The organism is Alphaproteobacteria bacterium, from assembly GCA_019635875.1.
Taxonomy (GTDB): Bacteria; Pseudomonadota; Alphaproteobacteria; order Reyranellales; family Reyranellaceae; genus JAFAZJ01.
In genome coordinates this window covers 23320-40420 of sequence record JAHBYP010000014.1, presented here as the reverse complement: position 1 = coordinate 40420, position 17101 = coordinate 23320, and the positions used below count along the sequence as shown (strand labels likewise).

17 protein-coding genes are annotated in these 17101 nt (G+C 68.9%); 6 read left to right on the top strand and 11 right to left on the bottom strand.

Features of this window, described 5'->3' with window-relative positions:
* Position 1 precedes the first annotated feature (1 nt).
* Entirely contained in the window at positions 2 to 649 is a 648-nt protein-coding gene (gene hisH / locus KF889_29865; GenBank protein MBX3503670.1) for an imidazole glycerol phosphate synthase subunit HisH, read from the top strand.
* A 4-nt stretch (positions 650 to 653) separates the two neighbouring features.
* On the opposite strand, the gene KF889_29860 is transcribed toward hisH, so the two are convergent.
* Positions 654 to 2198, bottom strand: a complete 1545-nt coding sequence (locus KF889_29860; GenBank protein MBX3503669.1) for an alpha/beta fold hydrolase — start codon at positions 2196 to 2198, stop codon at positions 654 to 656.
* A gap of 177 nt (positions 2199 to 2375) precedes the next feature.
* Between KF889_29860 and KF889_29855 the strand changes: the two genes are divergently transcribed.
* The 3 genes from KF889_29855 to KF889_29845 all read left to right on the top strand — a co-directional run bounded on the left by KF889_29855 (position 2376) and on the right by KF889_29845 (position 4859).
* A complete protein-coding gene (locus KF889_29855; GenBank protein MBX3503668.1) occupies positions 2376 to 3623 on the top strand; it encodes an MFS transporter in 1248 nt (415 codons plus the stop codon).
* A 6-nt stretch (positions 3624 to 3629) separates the two neighbouring features.
* Positions 3630 to 3794 carry a hypothetical protein gene (locus KF889_29850; protein ID MBX3503667.1) on the top strand — a complete coding sequence of 55 codons (165 nt, stop codon included), beginning with the start codon at positions 3630 to 3632 and terminating at the stop codon, positions 3792 to 3794.
* Positions 3795 to 3896: 102 nt separating this feature from the next.
* Positions 3897 to 4859, top strand: coding sequence for an ABC transporter substrate-binding protein (locus tag KF889_29845; GenBank protein ID MBX3503666.1), 963 nt, complete (start codon positions 3897 to 3899; stop codon positions 4857 to 4859).
* Between the two features lie 16 nt (positions 4860 to 4875).
* Here KF889_29845 and KF889_29840 read toward each other — a convergent pair whose 3' ends face one another.
* From KF889_29840 to hslV, 3 genes are all read right to left on the bottom strand, one after another.
* Positions 4876 to 5118 (bottom strand): hypothetical protein, encoded by a 243-nt coding sequence (locus KF889_29840; GenBank protein ID MBX3503665.1) that lies wholly within the window; start codon positions 5116 to 5118, stop codon positions 4876 to 4878.
* Positions 5118 to 6428, bottom strand: a complete 1311-nt coding sequence (hslU, locus tag KF889_29835; GenBank protein ID MBX3503664.1) for an ATP-dependent protease ATPase subunit HslU — start codon at positions 6426 to 6428, stop codon at positions 5118 to 5120. The genes KF889_29840 and hslU overlap by 1 nt, the downstream gene beginning before the upstream one ends.
* 76 nt (positions 6429 to 6504) lie before the next feature.
* Complete coding sequence (gene hslV / locus KF889_29830) at positions 6505 to 7056, bottom strand: ATP-dependent protease subunit HslV (GenBank protein ID MBX3503663.1); 552 nt, start codon at positions 7054 to 7056, stop codon at positions 6505 to 6507.
* 62 nt (positions 7057 to 7118) lie between these two features.
* Here hslV and KF889_29825 point away from each other — a divergent pair, with 62 nt between their 5' ends.
* Positions 7119 to 8054 carry a nitronate monooxygenase gene (locus tag KF889_29825; protein ID MBX3503662.1) on the top strand — a complete coding sequence of 312 codons (936 nt, stop codon included), beginning with the start codon at positions 7119 to 7121 and terminating at the stop codon, positions 8052 to 8054.
* Between the two features lie 14 nt (positions 8055 to 8068).
* On the opposite strand, the gene KF889_29820 is transcribed toward KF889_29825, so the two are convergent.
* The gene (locus KF889_29820) at positions 8069 to 8863 is read right to left on the bottom strand and encodes a hypothetical protein (protein ID MBX3503661.1); all 795 of its coding nucleotides are present in this window, start codon (positions 8861 to 8863) and stop codon (positions 8069 to 8071) included.
* A 135-nt stretch (positions 8864 to 8998) separates the two neighbouring features.
* Positions 8999 to 9823: a helix-turn-helix domain-containing protein gene (locus KF889_29815; GenBank protein MBX3503660.1), complete on the bottom strand. Its 825-nt coding sequence runs from the start codon at positions 9821 to 9823 to the stop codon at positions 8999 to 9001.
* A gap of 132 nt (positions 9824 to 9955) precedes the next feature.
* Between KF889_29815 and KF889_29810 the strand changes: the two genes are divergently transcribed.
* Entirely contained in the window at positions 9956 to 10381 is a 426-nt protein-coding gene (locus KF889_29810; GenBank protein ID MBX3503659.1) for a hypothetical protein, read from the top strand.
* A 140-nt stretch (positions 10382 to 10521) separates the two neighbouring features.
* Here the strand turns inward: KF889_29810 and KF889_29805 are convergent, their stop codons facing one another.
* The 5 genes from KF889_29805 to gyrB form a co-directional block, all read right to left on the bottom strand.
* Positions 10522 to 11841 (bottom strand): TRAP transporter large permease, encoded by a 1320-nt coding sequence (locus KF889_29805; protein MBX3503658.1) that lies wholly within the window; start codon positions 11839 to 11841, stop codon positions 10522 to 10524.
* Positions 11838 to 12350, bottom strand: a complete 513-nt coding sequence (locus tag KF889_29800) for a TRAP transporter small permease (GenBank protein ID MBX3503657.1) — start codon at positions 12348 to 12350, stop codon at positions 11838 to 11840. Before KF889_29800 ends, KF889_29805 begins: the two co-directional genes overlap by 4 nt.
* A 174-nt stretch (positions 12351 to 12524) precedes the next feature.
* On the bottom strand, positions 12525 to 13514 hold the full coding sequence (locus KF889_29795; GenBank protein ID MBX3503656.1) for a TRAP transporter substrate-binding protein: 990 nt from the start codon (positions 13512 to 13514) through the stop codon (positions 12525 to 12527).
* Positions 13515 to 13622: 108 nt separating this feature from the next.
* On the bottom strand, positions 13623 to 14399 hold the full coding sequence (locus KF889_29790; GenBank protein MBX3503655.1) for a GNAT family N-acetyltransferase: 777 nt from the start codon (positions 14397 to 14399) through the stop codon (positions 13623 to 13625).
* A 227-nt stretch (positions 14400 to 14626) separates the two neighbouring features.
* On the bottom strand, positions 14627 to 17086 hold the full coding sequence (gene gyrB / locus KF889_29785) for a DNA topoisomerase (ATP-hydrolyzing) subunit B (protein MBX3503654.1): 2460 nt from the start codon (positions 17084 to 17086) through the stop codon (positions 14627 to 14629).
* Positions 17087 to 17101 lie beyond the last annotated feature (15 nt).

Sequence of the window (17101 nt, the reverse complement as noted above, 5' to 3'; positions counted from 1 at the left end):
CATGCCCAGCGTCGCCATCGTCGATTACGGCTCCGGCAATCTGCGCTCCGCCGCCAAGGCTTTCGAGCGCGCCGCCCGCGAGACCGGCAGCGGCCACGACATCGTGGTCAGCGGCGACCCCAGGGTCGTCGAACGGGCCGAGCGCATCGTGCTGCCGGGGGTCGGCGCCTTCGCCGATTGCCGCGCCGGGCTCTACGCCGTGCCCGGCATGGTCGAGATCCTGCAGCGCGCGGTGATCGAGCGCGGCAGGCCCTTCCTCGGCATCTGCGTCGGCATGCAGCTGATGGCCACGCGCGGCGTCGAGTACGGCACGCATCCCGGCCTCGACTGGATCAAGGGCGAGGTGGTGCGTCTCACGCCTGCCGATCGCGTGCTCAAGATCCCGCACATGGGCTGGAACGAGCTCGTCGACCTCGCCGCGGGCCATCCCCTGCTCGCCGGCATCGCGCCCGGCGACCACGCCTATTTCGTGCACTCCTACGAGCTGCGCGCCGAGCAGGCCGGCACGGTGCTGGCGCGCACCGACTACGGCGGCAGGCTCACGGCGATGGTCGGGCGCGACAACCTGGCCGGCACGCAGTTCCACCCCGAGAAGAGCCAGCGCACCGGCCTCACCCTGATCGCCAACTTCCTGCGCTGGCAGCCCTGACGGGTCAGCGCCGCAGGCTGTCGATGAAGGCCGGCGGGCCGTTGCGTTCGATGCAGGACGGCAGACGTCGGGGATCGGCGTGCAGGGTGAAGTAGTCGACCAGGCGCGAGGCGCAATTGCCGTGCACCGCCGTCGCGTGGCCCAGCGCGCGGAACTCGATGTGTCGGGCATTGTCGAGATAGCGCATCTGGTCGGCCGCCCAGCTCGGCGGCGTCAGCCAGTCGTAGGAGCCGCTCAGCAGCAGGGTGGGAATGGCGCTGCGCACCGGCTGGCGCTGCGCGACGGGCGCCGGCAGCACCCGCCACAACGGGCAGGTGTCAGGCGCGGTGTTGAGCTTGGGCACCAGGCCATAGATGCCGTTGGCCTCGATGTTGCGCCGCCGGATCCTGGAGTCGATCAGCAGGCTGTTCTCGCGGCACTCCACGGCGTTGTAGAGCCCGGCCATCTCCGGCGGGCTGTCCTCGGCCAGGCCGCCCTCGCTCTCCTCGAGGTCGGTGGCGTAGAAGGTCAGCGGCACGTAGTCGCCGCGGATCGTGCGGTCGATCACATAGGGCAGCCGGCCGATCTCGGTGCCGCCCAGCCGCATCATGTGCAGCAGGGTCAGCAGCACCTTGCCGCCGGTCATCGCGACCTCGACCTTGCCGTCGGTGAGGCTGAGCTTCAGCGTCACCGGCTCGGCCTCCATGCGCTCGATCAGCCCCTCCAGCCGCGCCCGCAGATGCGGATGGCGGCGCTTGCAGCGGGCATCGGCGGCGCAATCGGCATAGAGCCGCTCGAAGACGCCGCGCACGACGTCGCCCTCGTGGTCGTCGGCGACGACGTGAGGCGGGTACACCGCATCGAGGATCGCCGAGCGCACCAGGCCGGGATGCCGTCGCATGACCTCCAGCGCCCAGCGCGTGCCATAGCTGACGCCATGCAGGTTGACCTGGCGAAGCCCGAGCGAGCGCGCCAGGTCGGCGACATCGTCGGCCAGGCTGATGGTGTTGTACTGCGCGAGGTCGACGCCCGAGGCCATGATCTCCTGCGCGCAGCGCGCCATCGCCTTGCGCTCGCGCTCGATCGCCTCCTGCGGCCGGCCCACCCGCGTCAGGAACGAGCGCCGCACGTCGACGTCCTCGCAGCGCAGCTCCGGCTCCGAGAGCTTGGCGCCGCGCTGGCCGACGATGACGTAGTCGCGCCGCCTTCTGATCTCGGCGGTGATGTTCCACCAGTCGCCGTCGTTCATCGCGTCGCCGCCCGGCTCCGTGGCCGAGAGCGGCGAGTCGCCGGGACCGCCGGAGAGATGGATCACCGCGTCGGTCGCCGGCACCGAACTGCGCGCTCTCAGGATCGCTACCGGCAGGCGGATCAGCCGGCCCGACTCGAGCTCGCGGTTCTCGCGCACTGTCAGCATCAGGCAGCGCGCCTTCTCGCCGCGCGGTGGCGTGAACCAGCAGGGCTTCTCCTCGATGCGCGGCACGCGCTGGGCCGCCGCGGGCGTCGCGAACGCCAGCAGGGCGAGGAGCAGACAGCTGACTGGTACCGCGAGCATCAACATGGCCGGCAACGGACGATTCTCGTGGCCGAATCTACGCGAGCTTTGTCATGCGCGCCATTTCCGCCGCCGCTGGCGCTTCGCACAAATCCGTCTCACGGGTAGGCGAGCAGGAAACAGTTGTATATGCACCTGTCGGTCGCCAGATTGCCCGCCCGCGCGGGGCCGTGGCGAGGAGCATTTGCGCAGATGAGCGTGCAGCAGCGTAACTTCTGGATCGCCGTGTTCTGCGGCGGCCTGATCCTGACCATCGGCCTGGGCGCCCGCCAGAGCTTCGGCATCTTCCAGAAGCCGATCGCGGCGGAGCTGCAGGTCGGCCGCGAATTGTGGTCCTTCGCCAATGCGCTGGCTGCCCTGCTGATGGGCGTGTTCTCGCCCTTCGTCGGCGGGCTGGCCGACCGTTTCGGTACCGCCAAGGTGGTGGCGGTCGGCGCGGCGGTGAACGTCGCCGGCCTGTTCGTCATCTCGATCGCCACCGGCGGCGTGGCGCTGATCGCCGGCAACATCCTCTCGGGCCTCGGCATCGCCGCCGCCAGCTTCCCCACCATCCTCGCCGTGGTCGGCCGCATGGCACCGGCCAGCAAGCGCTCGCTGGCCCTGGGCATCGCCACCGCCGGCGGCTCCTTCGGCCAGTTCGCCATCGTGCCCTTCGCCTCGATCCTGCAGGACCGCTACGACGACTGGCATTTCACGCTCTTCGTGCTGACCCTGATCTCGCTCCTGATGATCCCGCTCGCCTGGGCGCTGCGCGAGCCCAAGGCGGCGCCGGCCGCCGCCGGCGCCACGCGCAGGCAATCGGCGCGCGAGGCGCTCGGCGAAGCCTTCGGCACGCGGGCCTTCTGGCTGCTGACCATCGGCTATTTCGTCTGCGGCTTCCACGTCACCTTCGTCGGCCTGCATCTGCCGCCCTACATCGCCGACAAGGGCGTCGGGCTGGAGCTGTTCGGCAAGGCGATCTCGCCGGCCGAGCTGGGCGGCTGGGCGATCGGCCTGGTCGGCCTGGCCAACATCGCCGGCGCGATCATGTGGGGCTGGCTGGGCGGCAAGCACCAGCGCAAGGACATGCTGGCGCTGCTCTACCTGCTGCGCTCGCTGTCCTTCGTGCTGTTCCTGGTGCTGCCGCTGTCGGGCGCCTCGGTGCTGCTGTTCGCCGCCTGCCTGGGCTTCCTGTGGCTGGGCACGATCCCGCTGACCAACGGGCTGGTGATGTACATCTTCGGCCCGGCCTATGCCGCGATGCTCTCCGGCGTCGTCTTCATGAGCCACCAGGTCGGCAGCTTCATCGGCGGCTGGGGCGGCGGCCGGCTGTTCGACCTCACCGGCAACTACGACCTGATGTGGTGGATCTCCATCGCGCTGGGCCTGACCGCGGCGGCGCTGAACTGGCCGATCCGCGAGCAGCCGGTACCCCGCGTGCTTGCCGCCCGGCCGGCCTGAGCCCATATGCCAGCCATGGACGCCGGCCAGCCAACCGCCAACCCGTCGAACCGGGCGCTGCTCATCGCGCTCGGCGCGCCGGTGCTCGGCGTCGGCCTGCTGGCCGCGTGGCTGTGGGCCGAGCGCGGTGCCTCGATCCTGCTGGATATCGGCTCGGTCTTCTGCTTCTAGCCCGCTTCTTCCCCATGGCGACGGACAGACGGCGCGCGTAGGCTCCCGGCGGGGATCGGTGGGGGTTGCCGCATGTCCGGGGTGCCACGTCGTCGTCTGCTTGTGCAACGTCGAGTCCTTCTCGCGACCACGATCGCACTGGCCTCGACGCCGGTCCTGGCCCAATCGGCGGCCGGGCCGCGCCGCATCGGCGTGCTGATCGACGGTGCCGCGCCCCACCCGCTGCCCGATGCCTTGCGCGCCAGCTTCAAGCGCCTGGGCTATGTCGAAGGTCACACCATCGCCTTCGATGTCCGCTATGCCAATGGCCAGCCGTCGCTTGCCGCCGAGCACGCGGCCGAGCTGGTGCGCAGCCGTGTGAGCCTGATCATGGCGCACTTCACGCCGGCGGTTCGCGCGGCGATGGCGGCGACCACGACCATCCCCATCATCATGGCGCCGGCCGGCGCGCCGGTCGAAACCGGCATCGTCAAGAGCCTGAGCCGCCCCGGCGGCAACGTCACCGGCGTCACGAACATGGCCGCGGAGCTCGGCGGGCGGCGCCTGCAGCTGTTGCGCGACATGATCCCGGGGCTGCGCCGCGTCGCGGTACTGGCCTCCTCGCAGGATCCGTTCACCAAGCCCTTCCTGTCCTACATGGAGACGGCGGCCAAAAGCGGCGGCATCGCGCTCGATCCGGCCATGGCGGCGGGGCCGGCCGATTTCGACGCGGCGTTCGAGGAGTTCGCGGCCGGCAAGGCCGACGCGGTGGTCATCCAGGGAGTCTTCAACTCCAATCACGTCGCCATCCTGGCGCTGGCCGGGCGCCATCGCCTGCCGACCATGTGGTTCGACCGCCGCGCCGTGCAGGCCGGCGGCCTGGTGTCGCTGTCGGCCAACACCACCGATATCTATCACCGCGCCGCGGTGATGGCCGACAGTGTCCTGAGAGGCGCCAGGCCGGGCGACCTGCCGGTCGAGCAGCCTGCGGTGTTCGAGCTGCTGGTCAACCAGAAGACCGCGAAGGCCCTGGGCCTGACGATCCCGGAACTGGTGCTGATGCAGGCCGACGAAGTCTTCGAGTGACCCAGCCCGCCTGTCCCTAGCCGGTCTCGATCCCCGCCACCGCCAGCCACAGCACGAAGGCGTCGCGGTGCGCCGCCTCGGCGAAACCGACATGCAGCCTGCCGGACGAGGTCCAGCGCCCGCAGCGTCCCGCGGCGATGCGCCGAGCCTCGGCGTCGATCTCGGCCACGCACCCGGGCGGCTGCATCGGCAGGGTGACGACATGGGCATAGGTGGCATCGCGCGCGAGCTTGCGGCCGGCGGGCGCGCGGCGGGCCATCACAGGATGAACTTGCTGAGATCGGCATTCTTGGCCAGCGCGCTCACCCGCTCGCGCACATAGGCCGCGTCGATCGTCACGCTCTCGCCGCCGCGGTCCGACGCGGTGAAGCTGATCTCCTCGAGCAGCTTCTCCAGCACCGTGTGCAGGCGGCGCGCGCCGATGTTCTCCAGGGTGCCGTTGATCTCGGCCGCCAGCCGGGCGAGCTCGTCGATCGAGTCGTCGGTGAACTCCAGCGACACCTTCTCGGTGCCCATCAGCGCCTTGTACTGCTTCAGCAGGCTGGCCTCGGGCTCGACCAGGATGCGACGGAAATCCTCCTGCGTCAGGCCCTGCAGGGTGACGCGGATCGGCACGCGGCCCTGCAGCTCGGGCAGCAGGTCCGAGGGCTTGGCGAGGTGGAAGGCGCCGGAGCAGATGAACAGGATGTGGTCGGTCTTGAGCGGCCCGTGCTTGGTGTTGACCGTGGTGCCCTCGATCAGCGGCAGCAGGTCGCGCTGCACGCCCTCGCGGCTGACGTCGCCGCCGCCGCGATACTCCGAACGCGCGCAGATCTTGTCGATCTCGTCGAGGAAGACGATGCCGTTCTGCTCGGCGGCGTCCCTGGCCTCGCGGATCACGCGCTCCTGATCGAGCAGCTTGTCGCTCTCCTCGCGCGTCAGAAGCTCCATGGCGTCCTTCACCGTCATGGTGCGCTTCCTGGTGCGGCCGCCGCCCAGTGCCTTGCCCAGCATGTCGCCGATATTGACCATGCCGACCGAGCCGCCGGGCACGCCGGGGATCTCGAAGGTCGCCGGCCCGCCGGTATCGGCGACCTCGACGTCGACCTCGCGCTCGTTCAGCTCGCCGTCGCGGATCTTGTGGCGGAAGCGCAGCTTGGTCTCGCTGCTGGCGCTGTTGCCGACCAGCGCCTCGACGACGCGCTCCTCGGCCGCCAGCTCGGCCTTGGCCTGCACGTCCTTGCGCAGGCGCTCGCGCGTCATGCCGATGGACACCTCCATCAGGTCGCGCGCGATCTGCTCGACGTCGCGGCCGACATAGCCGACCTCGGTGAACTTGGTCGCCTCGACCTTGAGGAACGGCGCCTCGGCGAGCCTGGCCAGCCGCCGCGCGATCTCGGTCTTGCCGCAGCCGGTGGGCCCGATCATCAGGATGTTCTTGGGCAGCACCTCCTCGCGCAGCCCCTCGGGCAGCTGCTGGCGGCGCCAGCGATTGCGCAGCGCCACGGCGACGGCGCGCTTGGCGTCGTTCTGGCCGACGATGTGCCGGTCCAGCTCGGAAACGATCTCACGGGGGGAAAATTCAGCCATTGCCGCCCTCCTGGAGGCGCGATGTGCGGCGTGAGCACCCCTGAGGCGTGCTTCCGCCGTGTCCGTCGATAGCAGCCTAGAGCTTTTCGACGACGACGTTGGTGTTGGTATAGACGCAGATGTCGGCGGCGATCTTCATCGCCTTGCGCGCCACCGCCTCGGCGTCGAGGCCCTCGACGTCGATCAGCGCGCGCGCCGCGGCCAGCGCGTAGTTGCCGCCCGAGCCGATGCCGATCAGCCCGTCCTCGGGCTCCAGCACGTCGCCGGTGCCGGTCAGCACCAGCGACACCGTCTTGTCGGCCACCGCCATCATCGCCTCGAGCCGCCGCAGGTAGCGATCGGTGCGCCAGTCCTTGGCGAGCTCGACGCAGGCGCGCGTGAGCTGGCCGGGGAACTGCTCCAGCTTGGCTTCCAGCCGCTCGAACAGCGTGAAGGCATCGGCGGTTGCGCCAGCGAAACCGGCGACGATCTGGCCGCCGCCGATGCGCCGCACCTTGCGCGCGTTGGACTTGATCACCGTCTGGCCGAGGCTGACCTGGCCGTCGCCGGCCAGCACCACGCCGCCATTCTTGCGCACGCACAGGATGGTCGTGCCGTGCCACACTGCGGATTGGGAAGGATCGCTCATGGCTGCGTAGATAAGCATGAGTGTGGCAGACTCCAAGTCCTGTCGAACAACGGACCCTCCCGATGAACCGCGTGCTCGCCCATACCGGCGCGACCTTTCCCATCATACAGGCGCCGATGGGCTGGATCGCGCGCAGCCAGCTGGCCAGCGCGGTCAGCAACGCCGGCGGCCTGGGCGTCATCGAGACCTCGAGCGGCGAGACCGAGGCCTGCCTCGAGGAGATGCGCCGCATGAAGGGGCTGACCGACAGGCCTTTCGGCGTCAACCTGCCCCTGCTCTTCCTGCGCGATCCCAAGATGATCGACATGGTGTGCGAGAGCGACGTGACGTTCGTCAGCACCTCCGCCGGCTCGCCCGGCAAGCTGCTGGGACCGCTGAAGGCGGCCGGCAAGATCGTCTATCACGTGGTGCCCACGCTCTCGGCGGCGCTGAAGGCGGCCGAGGCCGGCGTCGACGGGCTGATCTGCGAGGGCGGCGAAGGCGGCGGCTTCAAAAATCCCGACGATGTCTCGACCCTGGTGCTGCTGCAGGCAGTGCGCGAGAAGGTCGACCTGCCGCTGATTGCCGCCGGCGGCATCTGCGACGGGCGCGGCATGGCGGCGGCGTTTGCGCTGGGCGCCGAGGGCATCCAGATGGGCACGCGCTTCGTCAGCGCCGCCGAGAGCCCGGTGCACGCCAACTACAAGCAGGCGATCCTCGACGCCGTCGACACCGGCACCGTGATGCTCAACCGCTCGGGCACGCCCTGCGTACGGGCGCTGAAGACCGAGACCTCGAAGGCGATCTACAAGGCCGGCACGATGGACCGCTCGACGCTCGGCAGCGTGAAGACCCTGTATTTCGGTGGCGACATGGAATGCTCCATCGCGCTCGCCGGCCAGACAGCCGGCCTGATCCACGAGGTGCTGCCGGTGGCGGAGATCATCCGCCGCACCGTCAAGGGCTTCCACGCCATCCGCCTGAAGCAGGCCGAGCGCTCGCGGGCCGGCGCCTTCTGAGCGCGGGCTTTCGGCTATGCCGCCGCCAGCGCCGCGTCGGACGACGGCGGCCGCGAGGGCGAGGCGACGCCGACTTCGATCATCGCGGTGACCGCCGACAAGCCGGCTGGCGGATCGCGATCGGCCGTGGGCCTGCACGCTTCGCTGATCGCCGGCAGCACGTCGCGCTCCAGGTCGTGGCCTTCGGCGTGCCAGCGCGTGATCCACGTTTCGGTGTCTGCCGGCGGCCCGCCCGGCCAGATCCTGCGCAGCCGCCTATTGATCCGCTTGCGCCAGCGCGATGGCACCCGGCAGGGGTCGGACGCCGTCCGCTCTCTCTCCCCGCTCGCGCCGCTTGCGGGGAGGGGGCTGGGGTGAGGGGCTGCATCGAATGGCGCACTGCTATCGTGCGCAACCTCAATCGACCCCTCACCCCGACCCTCTCCCCGCGAGCGGGGAGAGGGGGTGATGGCCGCCGGCACGACAGGCACGGGCTTGGCCGGATCCGCGGGGTAGCGGCGCCTTGCGCCCCTGCCGACGCGCTGGATCTGCTCCCAGTCGATGACGGAGAGATACGCCGTGCCGTCGGCCTCGAAGATGCGCACCAGCCCGCGCGCGACCAGCTCGTCGATCATGGCGCGCACGGCGTCGTTGTCGATCGAATCGCCGGGAAACACCTGCAAGCGGATGGTGCGCGGCCTAAGCGGCTGCACACCGTGGTCATCGGCGAAGTTCCACAAGCCGATGAACAGGAGGCGGGTCATCGGCGCGCAGTCGACGACGGCCTCCCAGGTCCAGAAGTCAGAGGGGATCTTGCGGTCGCGGGCCATCGGCCGGTCTCCAGTTGATGCACTGGTGCCGGTGTACCGCTGGAGCACCGCCTTACCTATTTCCACCCCTAGCGGTGTCGAAAGGCGCCTTTCAGAGGCGAAAAGGCCAAGGAACGCAATGACTTGAAAACTTCCTTATGGGTGTCGAAAAAAGCGCTCGGTGGTCTCGTCGGCGGGGAAAAAGCACTCGACCCGCACCTCCTGCAGGGTGACGTCCTGCGGGGTCCCTAAGGTGGCGATGGTGGTGAAGAGCCGAAGCCTGGTGTCGCCCTTGCGGAAGTCGACCGAGAGCACCGGGGTCGGCGTCTCGTCGAAGCGCTGGTGCCGCCAGGCGCGCGGTACGTCTGGCAGCACCATCACGTCGTCGATGAAGCGCAGCGCCTCCTCGTCGCCGCCATCGGCCAGGATCTCGGCATAGGTCGAGCGCACGAGGTGGCGCGCGACGTCCTCCCAGTTGTCGATGCGCGTGCGCAGCAGATCGCGCGAGAGGATCGAGCGCAGCAGGTTGGGCCGCCCGGTCTGGCCGGCGGCGCCGGGCACGCCGTCGAGCAGGAAGGCGGTCATGCGGTTGGCCGGCTCGTTGGCGTCGAGCAGGTTCCAAAGCCGGTCGACCACCACCGCCGGGTAGGGTTCCTGCTGCTTCAGCATATGGGTGAGCGCCTGGCGCACCGCGCCGAGCTCCGGCGCGCCGAGGTCGCGCTCGCGGTAGACCGGCGCGAAGCCGGCGGCGAGCAGCAACGCGTTCTGCTGGCGCAGCGGCACGTCGAGCGCGCCGGCCAGCTGGCCGACCATCTCGCGGCTGGGCCGCGCGCGGCCGGATTCGAGGAACGAGACGTGGCGCTGCGACACGCCCGAGCGCAGCGACAGCTCGAGCTGGCTGGCGCCGCGGCGGCGACGCCACTCGCGCAGCATGGGGCCGAAGCCGGAATCGGCGCGGTCGGCAACCGAGGTATGGCTCATGGGGCACTCCTCCAGACTGCCCCTGACGTAGCACCGTGAAATCGTGCTGGCGATTACCTGGCACGTATTTGAGATGTCGGCGCCTCTCGCCCAGCTTGGTGGCACGCCTGATCCAGGCGCATGGAGGTTGAGATGTCCGTCGTTTCGCAGTCCTCAGACCACCTGCTGCGTCGCACGCTCTATGGCAACGCCGCTTTCTCAGTCGTCAGCGGCGCCGCGCTGGCGCTGTTCGCCGGTTCGCTGGCGCGCGCCAGCGTCGCCGCGCCGGCCACGCTGCTGGGGCTGGAGCTCGGCACCGTGATCCTGCTGCTGGGCATCGGCGTGGTCGGCTTCGGCGCGATCTGCTGGTTCATCGCCAGCCGGCCGACCATGCCGGTGGCGCTCGCCCGCATCGTGCTGTGGGCCGATATCGGCTGGGTCGCCGGCAGCGCGCTGTTGCTGGCGCTGGCCGCGCCCGCGCTCACCTTCTGGGGCTTCGCGCTGATCATCGGCCTGGCAATCGTGGTCGCCGATCTCGCGATCTTCGAGTGGATCGGGCTGCGCCGCATGGCGGTGTAGCAACCATCTTACCTTCCCCCGGAGGGGGAAGGTGCCGAAGGCGGATGGGGGATGTCGAAGACGGACACAGGAGTCGTTGAAAGATCCCCCATCCGTCAGCGCTTCGCCCTGCCACCTTCCCCTCCGGGGGAAGGTAGTTGCTACTTCATCAGGTCGGGCGCGATGAGGCGGGGCAGGAACAGCGCGATGTCGGGAATGACGATCACCGCCGCCAGCACCAGGATAAGGGGCACCAGCATGATGAACGTGTCCTTAAGCGCGAATCTGAGCCGCACGCCGGCCACCGCGCAGGACACCATCAGGCAGAGGCCGTAGGGCGGCGTCACCAGGCCGAAGGCGAGCGACACGATCGCGACGATGGCGAAGTGCACGGGATGCATCTCGGCCGACTTGGCCAGCGGCTCGAGCACCGTGCCGACGATGATGATCGCGGGGATGGCGTCGAGGAAGCAGCCGACGATCAGGAACGCGAAGGCGATGAAGAAGCCGACGCCGATCGCGCCCATGCCCCAGCTCGAGACGTCGGCGAGCAGCACCTGCGGGATCCTGTAGTAGGCCAGCAGCCAGCCGAAGGCCGAGGCGGTGCCGATGCAGAACAGCGCCACCGAGGCCAGCCTGCCGGTCTCGAGCAGCGCGCTGTAGACCTGCTTCGAGCCCATCTCGCGGTAGATCGCGATCGACAGGATCGCCGAGTAGAGCACCGCGACGCAGGCCGATTCGGTGGCGGTGAACCAGCCCAGCAGGATGCCGCCGACGATGATGAAGGGCGTGAACAGCGCCGGCACCGATATCAGGAACGCCCATGCGAGCTGGCGGAAGCCGGCCCAGGGATAGGTCGGGTAGCCGCGCCTGGTGGCGTAGACGTGCACCGTCGCCATCTGCGCGCCGGCGATCAGCAGCGCGGGAACCACGCCGGCGAGATAGAGCGCGCCGATCGAGGTCGAGATCAGTCCGCCCCAGACGATCATCAGGATCGAGGGCGGCATGACCACGGCGAGCACTGCCGAGACGGCCGTGATGGCGACCGAGAAGGAGAGGTCGTAGCCCTCCCGGGTCTGCGCATCGATGAAGATCTTGCTCTGGCTGGCGGCGTCGGCGGTCGAGGAGCCCGAGATACCGGCGAAGAACACCGAGAGCACGACGTTGATCTGCGCCAGCGAGCCCGGCATCCAGCCGACCAGCGAGCGCGACAGCGCCACCAGCCGGTTGGTGATGCCGCCGACGCTCATCAGGTTGGCGGTCAGCAGGAAGAACGGCACCGCCAGCAGGATGAAGGAGTTGTAGGCGTTGAACGTCTCCTGCGCGAGCGCCATCACCGACAGGCGCGGCTCGAAGTAGAACAGCGGCAGGCAGGCGAGCCCCAGCGCGAAGGCCACCGGCACGCGCAGGACCAGCAGCACGAAGAAGACCCCGAAGAGAATCGACGCCGCCTCGCCGGCCGAGAACACATTGCCGGTCATGGCGCACGCCCCGTCATTGCGCGGAACTCGTCGAGGAACTGCTCGCCGAGGAAGACCACCCAGGTCACGCCGGCGAGCGGCCAGGCGACGTGGATCAGCCACAGCGGCAGCTCCGCCAGCTCCGACGTGCGGTGCCAGGCGAACTGCGTGAACTGGTAGCCGCCGATGATGAAGATCAGCGCCAGCGCCAGCACGCCCAGCCGCGCCACGATGCGAACCGCGGCCTCGCCGCGGCGGCCCAGCGTCGGCCAGACGTCGACCTCGAAATGCGAGGCTTCGCGCACGCCGACCATCGCGCCGATCAGGATCAGCCAGATGAACAGGAAGCGTGCCATCTCCTCCGTCCAGATGTAGGACGGGATCAGGGCGGTGTAGCGCGACACCATCTGCAGGGTGACGGGAACGATCAGGATCGCCACCGACAGCGCCAGCAGCACCGTGAGCAATCGGGCGTAGGCGGCGGTGAAGCGGCGCCACGGGCCGCGCGGCGCGGCATCTTGTGCTGACATCGATGGTCCGTAAAGAGACGGGATACACTCAGCTCTGCCTTCCCCCGGAGGGGGAAGGTGCCCGCAGGGCGGATGGGGGATGTCGAAGACGGACACCGATGTCGTTGAGACATCCCCCATCCGTCGCGCTGCGCGCGCCACCTTCCCCCTCCGGGGGAAGGTAGATCAAGACGATCAGTTCGTCGCCACGATCTTGGCGAAGATCGCGTCGGCGCCGATCTCCTTGGCGTAGGCCGCCATCACGGGATCGACCAGCTTCTTCATTGCGTCGCGGTCCTTGAACGGGATGCGCTTGATCCTGCCGGCCTTCTCCATCGCCACCAGCTTCTGCTCGTCCTCGGAGCTTTCGATGTCGCGGCCGTGCTTGCCGGCTTCCTTGCCGGCCTTCAGCACCGCCTCCTGCAGGTCCTTGGGCATCGCCTTGAAGGTCTTGCCCGAGAAGCAGATCGGCCGGATGGTGATGGCGTGCTGGGTCATCGCCAAATTGGGCGCGACCTCGTAGAACTTCATCGATTCGACGCCGGCCGCCTCGTTCTCGCCGGCCGAGATGACGTTGTTCTGGATGGCGTTGTAGACCTCGTTGTAGGCGATCACCGTCGGCGACATGCCGGCGGCGGCGAAGGTCTTGCTCCAGATCGGCGCGCCCTGCACGCGCACCTTCAGGCCCTTGATCTCCGCCAGCGAGCCCATCGGCTTGTTGATGAAGATGTTGCGCACGCCGCCGCCGGCATAGCCGATCAGCATGACGTCGGCCTTCTGCGCGATCTCGTCGGCCACCGGCTTGAGGATGTCGGCGTCGAGCACCTTGTTCCAGTGCGCGAGGTCGCGGAACAGGAAAGGTGCGTCGATGAACGGCGCCGCCTTGGAGAAGGTCGACATGTGCGCCGGCGAGACGATGGCGTAATCCACGGCCTTGCCCTGCGCCATGTACTCGAAATACTGCTTCTCCAGCCCCAGGGCCGAGTTCTTGTGCAGCACGAAGTTGACCGGCTTGCCGTAGTACTTCTTGACCAGCTCCTCGAACTTCACCAGCGCCTTGGTGAAGGCGTGGTCGTCGTTGAACTGCACCGCGCCGTTGAGCGTCATCGGCGCCTGGGCGCGCGCCACCAGCGGCGCGGCCAGCGTGGCGCCGGCGAGACCATGGATCAGCGTCCTGCGTTTCATGGGTCCGTCTCCTCCTGTTGCGATGCCGGCTTCTTGCCATGTCCGGATCGCGGAGGGCGACTATGGCATCGAATCGCGCATCAGGCGATTCTCACCTGTGATCGGGGTTCAACTCTGTCGTGCCGGTGGTATGCGGTAATGGCTGCGATAGGCCTCGCGATAGCCCAGCCGCTCGTAGAGCGCGATCGCCGGCGCGTTGGCGGCGACCACCATCAGGTAGGCGCGCGTGGCGCCCTGCGCGCGGCCCCAGGCCATGATGCCCTCGACCACGCGCCGCCCGTGGCCGGCGCGGCGGCGGGCCGGATCGGCGACGATGTCGAACAGCCCGACGTGCTCGCCCTCCAGCACGCCCAGACCGGCGGCGGCGGGCTCGCCGTCTTCGGTCGCCAGGGCGAAACCGCCCACCGGCACCAGGCTGTCGAGCATGCGGTCGTGGATCGACTGGCGTGCGGCGGGCACGTTGTTGAAGCCGCTGTAGGTGCGCGACCATGGCTCGTTGCGCACCAGGTCGACCGCGACGCCCGCGGGCATCGCCACCGCGCCCGGCCCCCGTGTCAGGTCGGCGACCATCATCAGGGTCTCGTCGAGATGGCTGTAGCCGCGCGCCGCCAGCACCGCGTCGAGGCCGGGATCCATCAGCGGCGAGAGCTTGAAGGTCGAGGCGATGCCCTGGCGCCGGTAGTGCGCCTCGGCCGCTTCGACGCGCCGCTCGAGCTCGGCGACCGGCGTGTCGCGCTCGAGGCCGAGCGCGTTCACCGAGTTGGCGCGCTTGGTGTAGCCGTCGGCGAAGCGCAGCAGCCAGTTGCCTTGCACGACGACCCGCAGCGCCGGCCAGGCGTTGAACGCCAGATGCTCGAAGGTGGAGGCTTCGGAAGGATGCGTCATCGGCTCACTCTATCTTCCCCCGGAGGGAGAAGGTGGCGCAGCGCCGGATGGGGATGTCGAAGACGAATTCCTGCGTTCGTCATCGACATCCCCCTTCCGCCCTTCGGGCACCTTCCCCCTCCCGGGGAAGGAAAGATCGGCAATTGTCACCGCGGGATCGCCCCGACGAAGGTCCGCAGCTTGGGGAGTTGGTCGCGGTATCGGCCAGAAGCGCATCGCCGCGCGCCTCACACGTCGAGGTTGGCGACCTTCAGCGCGTTGTCCTGGATGAAGGCGCGGCGCGGCTCGACGACGTCGCCCATCAGGGTCGAGAAGATCTCCTCGGCCTCGTCGGCGTGGTTGACCTTGACCTGCAACAGCGTGCGCGCCAGCGGATCGAGCGTCGTCTCCCAGAGCTGGTCGGGGTTCATCTCGCCCAGGCCCTTGTAGCGCTGCACGGCGACGCCCCTGCGGCCGGCCTCGTAGACCGCGGCGATCAGCTCGGTCGGCGCAAAGATCTTCAGCTCGCGCTCCTTCAGCGTGTAGCTCGCCGGCCGCTCGTAGACCGACTGCAGCTCGCCGGTCAGCGCGTCGAGCCGGCGCGCCTCGGCCGAGCGGATCAGCGCGGCATCGATGATGTGGCGCTCGGTGACGCCGCGCAGCGTGCGCTCGAAGGCCAGGCCGCCGTCGTCGGTCGGCGCGCCGCGCCAGCCGCGCTCCAGCGGCGGGCTGACGATGTCGAGACGGCGGGCGATGTAGGCGGCCGTCGCGGTGGCGCGCTCGCGGTCGGCGAGGATCTCGGGATTGAGCGCGCCGGCGATCGCCGCCTGCTCGATCACCGGCTGGCTGGTGACGCGCCGGCTGAGCGACAGCGGCTGGATCAGGTTGGCGACCGAGCGGGCGATGTCGACCGTACGGCGCAGATCGGCGCCGGTGATCTGCGCGCCGTCGCCGGTGGTCAGCACGGCGTTGTCGGTGCCGCCCTCGATCAGGTAGTCCTCCAGCGCGCGGTCGTTCTTGAGGTACATCGACGACTTGCCGCGCGCGGCTCGGTAGAGCGGCGGCTGGGCGATGTAGAGATGGCCGCGCTCGATCAGCTCGGGCATCTGGCGATAGAAGAAGGTCAGCAGCAGGGTGCGGATGTGGCTGCCGTCGACATCGGCGTCGGTCATGATGATGACCTTGTGGTAGCGCAGCTTGCCGATGTCGAAATCGTCGCGGCCGATGCCGGTGCCCAGGGCGGTGATCAGCGTGCCGATCTCCTGCGAGCTCAGCATGCGGTCGAAGCGCGCGCGCTCGACGTTGAGGATCTTGCCGCGCAGCGGCAGGATCGCCTGGTTGGCGCGGTTGCGGCCCTGCTTGGCCGAGCCGCCGGCCGAATCGCCCTCGACGAGGAAGACCTCGCTCAGCGCCGGATCGCGCTCCTGGCAATCGGCCAGCTTGCCGGGCAGCGAGGAGATGTCGAGCGCGCCCTTGCGCCGGGTGAGTTCGCGTGCCTTGCGCGCCGCCTCGCGCGCCGCGGCGGCCTCGACCACCTTTGACACGACTCGCTTGGCCTCGCTCGGGTGCTCCTCGAACCACTCCGAGAGCTTCTCGCCGATGACGGTCTCGACCACCGGGCGCACCTCGGAGCTGACCAGCTTCTCCTTGGTCTGCGAGGAGAACTTCGGATCGGGCACCTTCACCGAAAGCACGCAGGTCAGGCCCTCGCGCATGTCGTCGCCCGACAGCGCGACCTTCTCCTTCCTGGCAATGCCGCTTTCCTCGGCGTACTTGTTGACGCTGCGCGTGAGCGCGGCGCGGAAGCCGGCGAGATGCGTGCCGCCATCCTTCTGCGGGATGTTGTTGGTGAAGCACAGCATGGTCTCGTGGTAGGAGTCGTTCCACTCCATCGCCACCTCGACCGTGATGCCGTCCTTCTCGCCCCTGATCGAGATCGGGCTGACCAGCGCCTGCTTGTTGCGGTCGAGATAGCGCGTGAAGGCCTCGACGCCGCCCTCGTAGTAGAGCTCGACGACCTTGGGCTCCACGTGACGCGCGTCGGTCAGCAGGATGCGCACGCCGGAGTTCAGGAACGCCAGCTCGCGCAGGCGATGCTCCAGGGTGGGAAAGTCGAACTCGATCCTGGTGAAGGTCGCCGGCGAGGGCTGGAACACCACCTCGGTGCCGCGCTTGCCCTCGGGGGCATCGCCGACCACCACCAGGTCGCTTTCCGGATCGCCCAGCCGGAAGCGCATGAAGTGCTCCTTGCCGTCGCGCCAGATGCGCAGCTCGAGCTTCTCCGACAGGGCGTTGACCACGGCGGCGCCCACGCCGTGCAGGCCGCCCGAGACCTTGTAGGAGTTCTGGTCGAACTTTCCGCCGGCGTGCAGCTGGGTGAAGATCACCTGCGCCGCCGAGACCTGCTCCTCGCTGTGGATGCCGACCGGCACGCCGCGGCCGTTGTCGCGCACCATCACGGTGCCGTCGCCCTGCAGGGTGACCTCGACCAGGTCGCAGAAGCCGGCCAGCGCCTCGTCGATGGCGTTGTCGACGATCTCGTAGACCATGTGGTGCAGGCCGGTGCCGTCGTCGGTGTCGCCGATATACATGCCCGGCCGCTTGCGCACGGCGTCGAGCCCGCGCAGCACCTTGATCGAATCGGCGTCGTATTCGTCGCCATTCTCCACGGCATCTGGCCGCGGTGTGTCGTCAGTCGGTTCGCTCATGATCCTATCCGTCGC

What these genes read in the sequence shown, in the direction of transcription:
- KF889_29805 (MBX3503658.1), bottom strand. Translation starts at nt 11,841, where the DNA reads ATGACCGGCAATGTGTTCTCGGCCGGCGAGGCGGCGTCGATTCTCTTC.
- KF889_29810 (MBX3503659.1), top strand. Translation starts at nt 9,956, where the DNA reads ATGTCCGTCGTTTCGCAGTCCTCAGACCACCTGCTGCGTCGCACGCTC.
- hisH (MBX3503670.1), top strand. Translation starts at nt 2, where the DNA reads ATGCCCAGCGTCGCCATCGTCGATTACGGCTCCGGCAATCTGCGCTCC.
- KF889_29850 (MBX3503667.1), top strand. Translation starts at nt 3,630, where the DNA reads ATGCCAGCCATGGACGCCGGCCAGCCAACCGCCAACCCGTCGAACCGG.
- KF889_29840 (MBX3503665.1), bottom strand. Translation starts at nt 5,118, where the DNA reads ATGGCCCGCCGCGCGCCCGCCGGCCGCAAGCTCGCGCGCGATGCCACC.
- KF889_29800 (MBX3503657.1), bottom strand. Translation starts at nt 12,350, where the DNA reads ATGTCAGCACAAGATGCCGCGCCGCGCGGCCCGTGGCGCCGCTTCACC.
- KF889_29855 (MBX3503668.1), top strand. Translation starts at nt 2,376, where the DNA reads ATGAGCGTGCAGCAGCGTAACTTCTGGATCGCCGTGTTCTGCGGCGGC.
- KF889_29790 (MBX3503655.1), bottom strand. Translation starts at nt 14,399, where the DNA reads ATGACGCATCCTTCCGAAGCCTCCACCTTCGAGCATCTGGCGTTCAAC.
- KF889_29815 (MBX3503660.1), bottom strand. Translation starts at nt 9,823, where the DNA reads ATGAGCCATACCTCGGTTGCCGACCGCGCCGATTCCGGCTTCGGCCCC.
- KF889_29795 (MBX3503656.1), bottom strand. Translation starts at nt 13,514, where the DNA reads ATGAAACGCAGGACGCTGATCCATGGTCTCGCCGGCGCCACGCTGGCC.
- KF889_29820 (MBX3503661.1), bottom strand. Translation starts at nt 8,863, where the DNA reads ATGGCCCGCGACCGCAAGATCCCCTCTGACTTCTGGACCTGGGAGGCC.
- KF889_29825 (MBX3503662.1), top strand. Translation starts at nt 7,119, where the DNA reads ATGAACCGCGTGCTCGCCCATACCGGCGCGACCTTTCCCATCATACAG.
- hslU (MBX3503664.1), bottom strand. Translation starts at nt 6,428, where the DNA reads ATGGCTGAATTTTCCCCCCGTGAGATCGTTTCCGAGCTGGACCGGCAC.
- hslV (MBX3503663.1), bottom strand. Translation starts at nt 7,056, where the DNA reads ATGAGCGATCCTTCCCAATCCGCAGTGTGGCACGGCACGACCATCCTG.
- gyrB (MBX3503654.1), bottom strand. Translation starts at nt 17,086, where the DNA reads ATGAGCGAACCGACTGACGACACACCGCGGCCAGATGCCGTGGAGAAT.